The organism is Shewanella sp. S23-S33 (genome assembly GCF_043359565.1).
Classification (GTDB): domain Bacteria; phylum Pseudomonadota; class Gammaproteobacteria; order Enterobacterales; family Shewanellaceae; genus Shewanella; species Shewanella oncorhynchi.
Window position 1 is genome coordinate 53827 of sequence record NZ_JBHFFD010000047.1, and the last position, 12959, is coordinate 66785.

A 12959-nucleotide genomic window follows, 5' to 3' on the forward strand; every position below is an offset into this window, starting at 1 on the left:
AGATGTTCTATCTTTCAGACCTTTATTTCACTTATAGTGATGAGCCAAATTCTGGCGCCTCAGCAACTTGTTTGCTGAGGCTTTTTTTTGCTCTTTTTTCAGACTTTAAGTAAATTTTAGAGTATTTACTTTAATAAGGGATGAATTGGCTGTATGCTAGTTTCATTGAGAACCATTGAAGCTAATTTGATGGTGCTTGAGTCTTGTTGAATTTAGCTTCTCCCCAAAAGAGCTAATATTTTTGGCCGATGATAATATCATCGGCTATTTTTTTGCTTGAAATTAACGAAGAACCGATGGGAACGAGGCTGAACAAAAGAGAAAAAATTGCAGTAAAAACAAAGAGAAGGTATACACAGTCAAATTCTACCATGTACACCAAAACAGGCGATATTATTCAGCGTTATTCGCTGCATCTAACTCATCAGTCAGCCACTGTGGATGACACCATTCATTAAGAATTGCCAACACTTTAGGCTTACCGGTTCCTTTGAGTGATGAGAAGGGTTCAACTTGCACCCAGTCGCCAAACTCACTTAGTGCGAGACGCACTTCATTTACGGTTTTCATCTTAGCACTTTGGGCTAATTTGTCTGATTTCGTTAGCAAAGCTAATACTGGAATTTCACTAGCAACTGCCCATTCAATCATCTGCATATCGAGATCTTTTAATGGATGACGAATATCCATCAAGACAACCACGCCACTTAAACAAGCGCGTTTTTGCAAATATTCACCCAATGCTTGCTGCCATTTATTTTTCAACGCAAGTGGGACTTGCGCAAAGCCATAACCAGGCAAGTCAACTAAACGACGCTGAGCATCTAACTCAAATACGTTAATTAGTTGAGTACGGCCCGGTGTTTTACTGGTTCTTGCTAAACTTTTTTGCTCAGTTAATGCATTGAGTGCACTAGACTTTCCAGCATTAGAGCGGCCAGCAAATGCAATCTCAACTCCAACATCGCCGGGCAGATATTGATCCAAATGTGCAATGTCAGGTGCACTGATTAAAAACTTTGCCCTACGAAAATCTATACGAGATTCAGTCACTATTTACTCCGAAATTTTTCTACGCAATACCATAATTTATGAAGAATTACTTACTTTCCCACGTTTTCGTGTAAAATATTACTCCGATCACATTAATCATATTTTACCACGCTTGCGGGTCACCCTAGTAAGCTCAGGATAATAATTTAACCAGAAGTTGGAACGCCATGAAAAAGCTAGCTCTTGCGCTGTCTGTTGTAATTGCCGCCATATCTTCACCTGCGATTGCTGAAGGTAATGCTGAAGCGGGAAAAACGAAAATCATTGTCTGTTCGGCCTGTCACGGTATGGACGGTAACAGTATGATCGATATGTACCCCAAAATTGCGGGCCAACACGCCACTTACCTCCAAAAGCAACTACATGATTTCCGTAGCGCAGCACAAACTGGCGGTAAAGATGGGCGTATGGATCCTATCATGAGTGGCATGGCAATGCCTCTAAGCGATCAGGATATTCTCGACATTAGCGCATATTTTTCTAGCCAAGCAATCCAAGTGGCTGAAGCAAAAGATGTTCCTGAGTTAGGTGCTAAACTTTACAAGGGTGGTGATGTTTCTCGTGGCATTACCGCTTGTATGGCATGTCATGGCCCAGATGGTAAAGGCGCTGAGCTTGCAGGTTTTCCAACGTTGGCAGGCCAACACGCAAACTACATCAAGATCCAGCTGACAAAATTCCGTGAAGCTGGCCGCCATAATGACTTGAATGGCATGATGCAAGATGTGGCTAAAAAACTAAATGATAGCGATATCGACGCGCTATCAAAGTATCTTTCTAGCCTGAAGTAATCTTCGCGAGTGAAAAGAAGGGTGTATTGTCACCCTTTTTTTACACCACAAAGTTGACGTGGACGTAAACTGCAAAGATTCGTGCTTGACATAGATCACAGATTTCGGTTTAATAAGCCCCGTACCGAGATAAACCCATCTGTTTGTACAAAAAGATTAATAATAACTTACAGGTTTCGGTATAATTAACGTTCAAGATATAAGAATAAAGATACTCAATAACAATAATATACTTAAGACCACTCTCTAATAATAACAAGAGTCGTGATTTCCACTTGAAATCCAGGTCAGCACAATTTTGTAAGGGATGGCCGATAACGCCAATTTGCTTCTAGCAAAACACCTTACACTCAGGGTAACTTGCCCCATCAGGACATAGTTTACATGATGTAAACTGTAGCAAAGGAAGCGATAAGCTTAGGATGCACTGGCTGGATGCTTGTTATCACAGGAAGGTACTTAAGTAACATGGATGGTTAACTCGACGTCAATGATGACGATGCTTTAAAAGATGTGTCGCGAGACCATCTACGGAAACTGTAGTCAGGATGGCGACAGAAAAAAATAAAGTGTCTGGAAGACCATTAACAAAAATAATGCAGGGAAAGCAGTAAAAAAAAGAAGGATACCGACCGGGAAAGTCGCATAGCAAGTATGGATACTTGGAATCAGGATAAGGTGCTAAAGCACCCTTTGTAAGGCGGCAGTTTAACTGCCGCCTTTTTTCTTTTATAACACCCCATTAATGTCTAAAATGTGCACTCAACCAATATAATTGGTACAATCAAAGCCTTAATAACCACTTCAGCAGACTCAATGCCCAGATGCCCTCTTTGTCATAACAGTCAGACACGACTCCTTCATCAAGATAAAAAGCGGAGTTTTTATGTTTGCAAGACATGTGAGTTAACCTTTGCGGATGCGAATAGCCATTTACCCCCCGCGGCAGAGAAGCAAAGATACGGTCGTTCACGCATAGCGTCGAAGCAAAAACAGTTATCGCAATTTATTTTGCCGCTGTTAGCGCAATTAGAGCAGCAACAAGCGGGCAGTTTATTAGGATTGAATTTTGGCCGCATACTCGATGATGAGAGCCTGACGACCATAGAAAATGCGGGCCACAAGTTAAATCAATATGATCCCTTTTTTGCCCCTAATCATGACGTGTTAAAGCTAGAGTATGATTTTATCTGCTGTTATCGGGTATTTGAGCATTTTCAAAACCCTATAAAAGAGTGGACTTTGCTCTCTCGGCTACTGCATTCTGGTGGTTGGTTAGCGATAAGTACACCATTACTGACTGAATTAGATGGTTTTGCTAAGTGGCATTATAAGAACAACCTCACCCATGTGAGCTTTTATCAGCGACAAACCTTCGAGTACCTCGCAAACAATAGCGATTTTGAACTATTATTTGCCGCAAAGGACCTCGTTTTGATGCAAAAAACATCATAATCTGGTATAACACTCGGCCTAATTTCGCACCTTGTAGACAAGCTCACCCTTAGTCTGCAAGGCCATACGTTGTAAATAATTGAGAAGACCATGTCTCGTAGCAAGAAAACACGCAAGGGCGGCGAGAACAGCCCTAAGTTACAGCCAAGAGTGAAGAAGCAAGATCGCGCTGTAGCGACTGGCAAACGTAAAGATTCTGGCAATAAATCAGGTAGTCGTCATAACGAAAGCTTAATTTTAGCGCAAGCGCCGCAACAGCAGGCCGCTAAGAAAAAAGACCCGCGTCATGGCAGTAAAAAGCCTGTGGCTTTAGCAATTCCTGCGGCAGTGGTAACAGATAAAGCCGCTCAGCCAAAAGTGAAACAAGCTAAGCTGACTGACGAGCAAAAACTGCTGAAATTGGAAGAAGATCCAAGACTAAATCAGCTGTTAGATATGCTTGAAGAAGGCCGCGACCTCAACGAGGTTGACCAAAAGTGGTTAGATCAACAGCTAAATAAAATTGAAGCTCTGATGATTAAACTGGGCATTAGCGACGATATGGATGATGACACACCTTCATCACCTGCTAAGTCTTTATCTGACGATGAGTTGTTCGACAAATTCGAATCAGGCGCTGACTTACTAAAAGATTATCAAGACAAGTTCTAACCTCTCAGTGCTAAGGCATAGGGAACTCAGTTTTTAGCTGTGGCTCCTTATGCCATTCATATAAGGAGTCTCTGTGTCTACGACTATCATTATTCTCGGTTTTATCATCATAGTAGCGCTAAGTAGCTACGCCACCTTCTTAATCCTAAAACTCAAGCAGCAAAAAAAGCGTCAGCAGGCTGAACAAGCCGAGCGTGAAGTGACTGCTAACGCAAAACGTGCCCAAGTTTTAGATGATATCCGCTATATCGCCACCGCCATGATTGAAGACCGCTGTGAGATCTCTGAAGGCGTGGTCAGGATTGGTCGATTATTTGAAATCCTGTCATTAAGTGAGCGTGTGGCTCCCGATTACCCTTCATTATTCAAACACTTTGAGTTAATTAAAAATCATCCCATCATGGATGCTCGTCAAGCCTTGCCTAAGCAAGAAAGAATGAAGTTAGACTTGATCAGAATGAAGTCCGAAGCCGCATTAGAGCAAGGCATTAGTGATGATGCGAAAAAACTGGCGGATTACCAAGCCAAAGCGATGCATTAAACCAGCCCATTGCTATACCTCAAGACCACTTATATTGTGGTTTTGAGGTTATCTCGATAAAACCCACACCAATCTTACCCTCCTTACTCCCGTGAGCCTGCGCACAAAACCGCCAAATATCGACAGACAAGCGTACTTTTTTGATAGATATTGCGTAACTTCTAAAATGACAGACGTCATTTTTACAACCTAGATCAAGGTTATTTACTTAAGAACCTTGCATACTTCGCTTGTTGCTAATTTACCCACGGAGGACACGCCTTGAAGCAGCCCACTCAGATTAGCTGGGATCAGTCGATGATCGAAAAATATAACTACAGCGGTCCCCGTTATACCTCTTACCCAACGGCATTAGAGTTCGATGACACATTCACCGAACAAAACCTGCTGACGGCCATTGAAAATAGCAAAAGCGATAAACTGTCGCTGTATATTCACATCCCGTTCTGCGCCAAGCTTTGTTATTACTGCGGCTGTAATAAAGTCATCACCCGCCACCAACACAAAGCCGATCAGTACATTGAATATTTAAGCCAAGAAATTATTAAACGTGCGCCCCTGTTCAAACATTACAGTGTGACCCAAATGCATTGGGGCGGCGGTACACCCACGTTCTTAAATCCAGAGCAGATTCTTAAACTTACGTCATTGATTAAAGCTAACTTTAACTTTGCGGAAGAAGGCGAGTACTCAATTGAAGTCGATCCTCGCGAGATAGAGCTGTCAATGCTCGACACGTTGAAAGAAGCGGGCTTTAACCGGATCTCCATCGGTGTACAAGATTTCAATAAAGAAGTGCAAATTGCCGTTAATCGCGAACAAGATGAGCAATTTATCTTCGACTTAATGGCTAAAGCGAAAGCCATGGGTTTTGTGTCAACCAACATAGATTTAATCTATGGTTTGCCACACCAAACGCCAGAAACCTTTGCCGTTACTATGCAGCGCGTTTTAGATTTATCGCCTGACCGTCTGTCGGTATTTAACTATGCTCACTTACCTGCGCGCTTTGCCGCTCAACGTAAGATCAAAGACGAGCATTTACCTTCGCCAAAACAAAAACTCGAAATGCTGCACCAAACTATCGAGACCTTAACTGGCGCTGGTTACCAATATATCGGCATGGACCATTTTGCTAAACCCGATGACGAGTTAGCCAAGTTGCAGCGCGAAGGCAGACTGCACCGCAACTTCCAAGGTTATACCACCCAAGAAGAATGCGATTTGTTAGGTCTTGGCGTATCGTCTATCAGTCAGATTGGCGACTGCTATGCGCAAAACCAGAAAGATATCCGCCCTTACTATGAGGCCATAGATAAGGAAGGCCATGCTTTGTGGAAAGGTTGCAGCCTAAACCGTGACGATGAAATCCGCCGTGTAGTGATTAAACAGCTGATTTGCCACTTCGAACTGGATATGGCGAAAATTGATGAGAAACTGGGGATTAACTTCGAAACCTATTTCGCAGAAGATCTTAAGTTAATGCAGACATTTATCGATGATAAGTTAGTTGAAATCGTCGACAGACAGATCACTATCAGCCCTACTGGCCGTTTATTGATCCGCAATATCTGTATGTGCTTCGATCTTTACTATCGTCAAAAAGCGCGTCAGCAACAGTTCTCACGCGTGATCTAAAACGCTTATTGCTGCACTCGCAAACGCTCACAAAAAATCCGACTCTAGAGTCGGATTTTTATTTATGGCTATTTTTATTAACGACTCAGAATCGACTTATACCTTAGCGGCATAGAGTGCTTTGCGCTCACTGTCCGATAAAAATGCCATTTCAACGCCGTTACGTTGCACCTGCGCTAACTCAGCATCGGTTAACTTGAGTTCAGATTTGGCGATACGATACTCATGATTAATATCGATAGCGCTCACACCGGGATCATCGGTATTTAGGCTTATCAACACGCCTGCATCCATAAAGGTTCTGAATGGATGCTCAGCGTAAGAAGCCACAGTAGAAGTATGCAAGTTACTGGTTGGGCAAGATTCGATGCCAATACGGTGCTTAGCAAGATATTCCATCAGCTTAGGATCGTGAATCGCGTTCACCCCATGACCAATTCGAGTTGCGCCAAGTTCTTGAATCGCTTGCCACATACTTTGTGAACCCGCAGCTTCACCGGCGTGAGCCGTAATCGCAAGGCCAGCATCACGAACACGTTTAAAGTGATCGTTAAATAACTCGCCAGGGAAGCCTAATTCATCACCGGCTAAGTCCATAGCCACGAGATGTTGTTTATGGGCGAGTAAGCCTTCAAGTTCTTGAGTACAAGCAGCTTGACCAAATGAACGTGACATAATACCAATCAAATTGATTTTCACGTTATAGTCTTTTAAGCCCGCTTTAACGCCGTCAACTACCGCCTCAACTACGCCTTCAATCGGTAACTTATGGTTCATCGCCATATAGTAAGGACTAAAACGTAACTCAGCGTAATCTAAGCCAGATAACGCCGCATCGGCAACGTTTTCATAGGCGACGCGTTTAACCGCATCCAAATCTGCGAGTACAGCAACCATCCAATCGAGCTTCTTTAAGAAGGCGACTAAGCTAGTTTCTTTCCCCTGAATTTGCACAAAAGGTGCGAGTGTCTCTAAAGAATCGGCAGGTAGCGCAATGCCGTGTTGGTGTCCTAGTTCCCAAATGGTATTTACCCGCACATTACCGTCTAGGTGACGATGCAGATCCACCAATGGAATGGATGTATCAATCATATTTAACCCCTATTTGAACTACCCAGCCAATGCTTTTGTTATTTGGTCGCGGGCGGATACTAAGTTTAACACGCATTTTCGGGGGCATTTATGCGCCAAACGCATTTAAATTCACATTCAGTCACAATTCTGCTTAATATCCATACAAGGAACGGCCGCATTCATCAGGCATAATGACTTCAATAACAACGAAAATATCAGAGATCTAACATGCATAAACTCTTAACCCCCAGTTTATTGATATGCGCATTAGGCGCCTGCAGTGCCACTCAAACCACAAAAAATATTCAAACCCCATCGTCACAGGCAATATCAGCAGCACAATCACAAGTTGAGCCAATAGCCCCAGCGCTGCAAGCGATTATCGACCAAAGCTGGCAATTACAACTCAGTGCGAGTCCTGAAATGGCTTACAGCATGGGCGATGCAAGTGCCGCAGGAAAATTAGCGGATCTCTCGCCAGCAGCGCTCGCTAAGCTTAATCAAGGTCAAATCGCAGTACTAGCGCAACTCAAAGCACTCGACCGCGGCAGCTTGAGTAAAGAAGATAAGATTAACGCTCAAATACTGGAAGATCAGATCCAAAACGATGTCGACCTATATCGTTTCAAGGATTATTACCTGCCCATTACGGCGGAAAGCGGCTTCCACGCTTATATCACGTCAATCGCACAGGGAAGATTCAACACCCTTGAGGATTACCGCAACTATATTGCCAAACTCAATGCACTCCCGACCTATTTCGCCCAGCAAACCCACTGGCTAAAACAAGGATTAGCCGAGGGAATAACGCCGCCAAAAGTGACACTCAATGGCTTTGAAGACAGTATCAGTGCTTATATCGTCCCTGTTGAAAAGAGCAGTTATTTCAAACCTTTTACTCAATATCCCAACTATTTCACTGAGGCACAAAAAACTCAGCTGACCCAAGAAGGCCGCACTTTAGTTGAGCAAAAAGTTCTACCTCTGTACCAAAACTTTTATGATTTCATGACTAAAGAGTACATTCCCAATGCCCGGGAAAATATCGCGGCCAGTAGCTTACCTAACGGCGCAGAATTTTATGAGAATAGGGTACGTTACTACACGACCTTGAATATGACGTCGACGCAAGTGCATGAACTGGGCGTAAAAGAAGTACAACGTATCCGCCAAGAAATGGAACAAATCATCGCGTCAGTAGGTTTTAAAGGCAGCTTTGCCGACTTCTTACATTTCCTGCGGACCGATCCCAAGTTTTACACCACAAGTGCCGATCAGTTACTCAAAGAAGCGGCATTTATTGCCAAAAAAGCCGATGCCATGCTACCTAAGTACTTCGGCAAACTCCCACGCCAACCCTATGGTATAGCGCCAGTGCCTGCCGAAATTGCGCCGAAATACACCACAGGACGATATTCAGGATCGAACAGCGATGATGAACCCGGTTACTACTGGGTCAACACTTATGCATTGGATAAGCGCCCACTCTACGAGCTAGAAGCCTTAACCTTGCACGAAGCCGTACCCGGTCATCATCTGCAAATTTCACTCAACTCTGAGCTAACCTCACTCCCAGATTTCCGTCGTTATGGCTATATCTCTGCCTTTGGTGAAGGATGGGGGCTATATTGCGAATATTTAGGTTTAGAGGCTGGCTTCTATCAAGATCCCTACAGTAACTTTGGTCGCTTAACCTATGAAATGTGGCGCGCGGCCCGTTTAGTCGTAGATACTGGCATGCACGCCCAAGGATGGAGTCGTCAACAAGCCATCGACTTTATGGCCAGCAATACCGCACTATCACTGCACAATGTCACTACCGAAATTGACCGCTATATTTCGTGGCCAGGACAAGCCTTGTCCTACAAGATTGGTGAGTTAACAATCAAACGATTACGTACCAAGGCAGAACAGGAACTCGGCGACAAATTTGATATTCGTGCCTTCCACGATGCTGTGCTCGAAAATGGCTCGGTGCCTATGTCGATCCTCGAACAGCAAATCAATGATTTTATTGAAGCGAAAAAGGTGGCACGCTAAGTTAATGAAATTCATGGGAGTCGGTATTTTCAGACTCCCATGGTTGTCTGTTACACTCTAACAAACCATTCAAGCCAAATGATTTGCGACTGAGTATGAGCCAAGCCAAAGCGACATTTTCGACTGAACACGATTTAAATACCTCAGAGCAGCAAGCCTTCTGGCAAAGCGTTGTTCAAGACACGCTAGCCTCTGCCGACGGCGTCACGCTGGCCTATATGATGGTCAAACATCCCCAAGCGCATACCGCAATCGTTCTCAGCAGTGGCCGAGTCGAGTCCTATTTAAAGTATCAAGAATTGGTCTTCGACTTATACCAACAAGGTTACTCTGTTTATGCCATAGATCACCGTGGCCAAGGGCTGTCGGATCGTATGACAATCAATCCACACATGGGCCATGTGCGAAGATTCAATGATTATATTGATGATTTTGCACTATTTATGCAGAAGATAGTGTTACCACAAAACGACAAACAACTCATGCTACTTGGCCATTCAATGGGTGGCGCGATTGGCACTTTGTATCTCAAACAGCATCCCGATATTTTTACCGCCGCGGCATTTTCCGCACCCATGTATGGCATTAAATTACCTATGCCAAAAGCGTTCGTACGCTGGTTGGCCAGTAAACTCGATACCACACTCAATGGCGGCGAGCCTAATTATGTACTTGCAGGACAAAACTATAAACCTGTTCCATTCAAAGGTAATGAGCTCACTCACAGCCAAACCCGATACCAAGCCTACCGAGAATTGTATGATGCTGCCCCTAAGTTACAACTCGGTTCACCCACTAACCGTTGGTTGACTGAATCTTTAGATGCGGCAGATACTTGCGTACTGGCAACGGCACAAATTCGCACTCCGATACTGATACTGCAAGCGAGTGAAGATAAGATTGTTGATAATGCGGCCCAGAATCTCGCCGTGAGTACCCATTGCCAATTGAAAGTAATCGCTGGGGCTGCCCATGAGATTTTTATGGAAAAAGACGCCTGCCGAAACCAAGCCTTAAACTATGCTCTCGACTTCTTTAAACGCTACGCAATAAAGGACGAGGACAAACAAGCTGGATAAAGTCCGCTTGGTTTAAAGCTCGACTGAATAAATAGCCCTGATAGCCATCACAGCCTAGTTCAACAAAAGCTTGATATTGTTGGGATGATTCGACACCTTTGGCGACAACGCTCAAATTGAATTGCCGCGCAGAGGTAATAAGTACATTCACTTTTGTTGGCATTGTGGTTAATGAATCGATACAACTCATATCCAATTTAACCGCAACTAATGGCTGATTAGCTAAGCAGCTCAAGGCACTCAAACCCGAACCGAAATGATCGAGGATGATGCCTACACCTGCTTCAACTAACTTAGAGACACGCTCATCGACAAACTGTGGTTGCATTAACAATGCGGCCTCATTGAGCTCAATACCCAGTTGATTAGCCACAATACCATGCTCCTTAACTAACCCAACGAATGCATCAACAAAATCAGCCTGACCAAATGAGAATGCACTGATATTGAGAGTCAAAGGAGGCAAACTCCTTCCTTGAGCCCGCGATTTCTGAATAAACAGACACACCCGCTTTGCCACCCAAAGATCAAGCTCAGCAATAATTCCCCCTTGTTCTGCTAACGCCACAAATTCAGCTGGCGGAATAAACTCTCCATCAGCACGATACCAACGCGTGAGCACTTCAGCCGAGACAAGTTCACTGGTCGCATTGATCACAGGCTGGAACATTAACGTTAAGCTATCTTGTTGTAATGCGGTTTGTAATTCCTGTTGCAACAGCTCATCACGGCTCTGGCGAAAGTCCATTTCAGCATGGTAAAAAGCGCACCCAGCTTGACCTGCTTGCTTAGCGCTTAACGTTGCCAACTCGGCACGACGCATGACTAAAGCAGGATCTAAGGTTTCTATACTATCGAGTAAACAGATCCCCACACACGCGCTCAGCTCAAAGTGATGATGACCGTAATGGAATGGTCGAGCAATCACTTGCCTTAACTCACTCGCAAGGGCTAAAGCACGACGAGCAGCGGCTGACGCATCTGCCGCTAAATCTTTAGCAAGCAAAACGAAATTACCAGACTCTAATCGACCGACCGTTATATTTTCAGTGAAATAACTCGATAAACGGGCCGCGATTTGCGTTAACAAGCGCTCTAATTCATGGGAATGTAAAGTGGCGACCAATCCTAAGCGATCCACCTCAACGAGCAGCAATGCCCCCCATTGCCCCGAACTATTACCTTGGGTTAAAAATTGAGATAAACGCACCATAAAGACATCGGGCAACATCTTGCGACCGACAACAGATTGATCTACAAGCTCAGTAATTGCAGCATGGTTCTTCGCGCTTTCTGACACATCCATATGAATGCCTATCATGCGAGTCGGGCGCCCTTGGGGATCCCAATCAACTAACATACCGCGGTCTAATACCCACACATAATGGCCATCTCTATGGCGTAAGCGGTGAACACTTTCAAATTCTTTACTCTTTCCGCTAACGTATTCCTGCAAAGCATCTAACACAATCTGCTTATCATCGGGATGTAGCCGCGTCTCCCATGTCTGGAATACTCCAGCCAATTCATCAGGCTCATAACCAATCATCTCTTTCCAGCGATCAGAAAGAAAAACCTCCCCAGTACTAATATCCCAATCCCAAATACCGTTACGCGAACCTTCCACAGCAAATAACCAACGCAATTCACTGTCATTGAGCTGTTTAACTGCCCGACTTAAACGCTCATGTGCCTGCTGCAAACTGGCTTGCAAAGATAAAACTTCAGATGAACTCCAAGGTATCGATGTCGAAAAGGAAGAAGTCCCTACCTGTTTAGCGGCCTCGCTTAATATTTGGAATGGACGGATCAATAGGAAATAGAGAATGAAGGTAAAACCAATGAGTAATAATCCACCCAGCCCCCAAACCCGCATAAAACGTTGTTGTAACTTAGCGGAAGCTTCGGCAACTAAAGGCGCTAAATCGGCTTCAAGATAAATCAAATCAACAGCCCCACCATACTGGGGAAGAACGGGATAATATGCTTGAATAGTTAAACGGTCGAGATTAACGAGGATCTGCGGAAGAAAAGCTTGAACCACAGAGCGGTGAAGGTCTACATCATAACCATCGATGACTTGAGTCGCATTGCTATCACGCCACACAGTATGATTAGCAAAACGAATACGGCTTTCAGCATCAACCAAGATATACACCATAGTGCCCATATCCAGCGCAGCTAAGGAAACCTCCTGCTCAATCCGCTCTACATCCTGTAAAGCTTGCGCCGATTGAACCACATTCTGCATGCGGAACAACTGTTGATTTATCAAAGCCGATTGTCGCTGCGCAAGTTCAGCCCTAACTTGGTCACTTTCGAACAGGTACTCGCCTATGACCAACACTAAATATAGGGTCAGCATACAAAGAGGAAGCAGTACCGCGAGCGAAAGCTTACGAAGCATAGGCAACAGATGGCCGTTAACAAAAAAATTAATATTTTTGTATGCTAACGGGAAACGAACCACTAAGCAAAAGGACTTATCAAACTAAGCGAGATCTTCATGTAAATAATCAACTTAGAGTATAAAAGTCTGAAATAAAGGAAGGAAAAAATGTAAAGAACTAGCAGAAGAACCAAAACTAAAATGAATAGAATAATGCCATATAGCATTGGTCTTTAAATGACGATTTT

The 12959-nt window shown here is 44.0% G+C and carries 10 protein-coding genes; 7 read left to right on the plus strand and 3 right to left on the minus strand.

The annotated features are described in order from the left end of the window. Positions 1 to 393: 393 nt before the first annotated feature. Positions 394 to 1053, minus strand: coding sequence for a ribosome biogenesis GTP-binding protein YihA/YsxC (yihA, locus tag ACHA99_RS12315; protein WP_006079362.1), 660 nt, complete (start codon positions 1051 to 1053; stop codon positions 394 to 396). A gap of 167 nt (positions 1054 to 1220) precedes the next feature. Between yihA and ACHA99_RS12320 the strand changes: the two genes are divergently transcribed. From ACHA99_RS12320 to hemN, 5 genes are all read left to right on the plus strand, one after another. Further along, on the plus strand, positions 1221 to 1844 hold the full coding sequence (locus ACHA99_RS12320; RefSeq protein ID WP_105250761.1) for a cytochrome c: 624 nt from the start codon (positions 1221 to 1223) through the stop codon (positions 1842 to 1844). Between the two features lie 816 nt (positions 1845 to 2660). Next, positions 2661 to 3299 (plus strand): class I SAM-dependent methyltransferase, encoded by a 639-nt coding sequence (locus tag ACHA99_RS12325; protein WP_105250762.1) that lies wholly within the window; start codon positions 2661 to 2663, stop codon positions 3297 to 3299. Positions 3300 to 3389: 90 nt separating this feature from the next. Next, on the plus strand, positions 3390 to 3950 hold the full coding sequence (yihI, locus tag ACHA99_RS12330; RefSeq protein WP_105250763.1) for a Der GTPase-activating protein YihI: 561 nt from the start codon (positions 3390 to 3392) through the stop codon (positions 3948 to 3950). 73 nt (positions 3951 to 4023) lie between these two features. Next, positions 4024 to 4491: a DUF2489 domain-containing protein gene (locus ACHA99_RS12335; RefSeq protein ID WP_212599427.1), complete on the plus strand. Its 468-nt coding sequence runs from the start codon at positions 4024 to 4026 to the stop codon at positions 4489 to 4491. Positions 4492 to 4752: 261 nt separating this feature from the next. Further along, the gene (gene hemN, locus ACHA99_RS12340; protein ID WP_006084752.1) at positions 4753 to 6129 is read left to right on the plus strand and encodes an oxygen-independent coproporphyrinogen III oxidase; all 1377 of its coding nucleotides are present in this window, start codon (positions 4753 to 4755) and stop codon (positions 6127 to 6129) included. Positions 6130 to 6225: 96 nt separating this feature from the next. Here the strand turns inward: hemN and add are convergent, their stop codons facing one another. Beyond that, a complete protein-coding gene (gene add, locus ACHA99_RS12345) occupies positions 6226 to 7221 on the minus strand; it encodes an adenosine deaminase (protein ID WP_105250766.1) in 996 nt (331 codons plus the stop codon). Between the two features lie 210 nt (positions 7222 to 7431). On the opposite strand from add, the gene ACHA99_RS12350 reads away from it, so the two are divergent. Next, positions 7432 to 9243, plus strand: coding sequence for a DUF885 domain-containing protein (locus ACHA99_RS12350; protein WP_393943023.1), 1812 nt, complete (start codon positions 7432 to 7434; stop codon positions 9241 to 9243). A gap of 95 nt (positions 9244 to 9338) precedes the next feature. Then, a complete protein-coding gene (locus ACHA99_RS12355; protein WP_105250768.1) occupies positions 9339 to 10322 on the plus strand; it encodes an alpha/beta fold hydrolase in 984 nt (327 codons plus the stop codon). Here the strand turns inward: ACHA99_RS12355 and ACHA99_RS12360 are convergent. Continuing rightward, positions 10279 to 12729, minus strand: coding sequence for a GGDEF domain-containing phosphodiesterase (locus ACHA99_RS12360; RefSeq protein WP_263141238.1), 2451 nt, complete (start codon positions 12727 to 12729; stop codon positions 10279 to 10281). The genes ACHA99_RS12355 and ACHA99_RS12360 overlap by 44 nt on opposite strands. Positions 12730 to 12959 lie beyond the last annotated feature (230 nt).

What these genes read in the sequence shown, in the direction of transcription:
- ACHA99_RS12320 (WP_105250761.1), top strand. Translation starts at nt 1,221, where the DNA reads ATGAAAAAGCTAGCTCTTGCGCTGTCTGTTGTAATTGCCGCCATATCT.
- ACHA99_RS12325 (WP_105250762.1), top strand. Translation starts at nt 2,661, where the DNA reads ATGCCCAGATGCCCTCTTTGTCATAACAGTCAGACACGACTCCTTCAT.
- yihI (WP_105250763.1), top strand. Translation starts at nt 3,390, where the DNA reads ATGTCTCGTAGCAAGAAAACACGCAAGGGCGGCGAGAACAGCCCTAAG.
- add (WP_105250766.1), bottom strand. Translation starts at nt 7,221, where the DNA reads ATGATTGATACATCCATTCCATTGGTGGATCTGCATCGTCACCTAGAC.
- ACHA99_RS12350 (WP_393943023.1), top strand. Translation starts at nt 7,432, where the DNA reads ATGCATAAACTCTTAACCCCCAGTTTATTGATATGCGCATTAGGCGCC.
- ACHA99_RS12355 (WP_105250768.1), top strand. Translation starts at nt 9,339, where the DNA reads ATGAGCCAAGCCAAAGCGACATTTTCGACTGAACACGATTTAAATACC.
- ACHA99_RS12360 (WP_263141238.1), bottom strand. Translation starts at nt 12,729, where the DNA reads ATGCTTCGTAAGCTTTCGCTCGCGGTACTGCTTCCTCTTTGTATGCTG.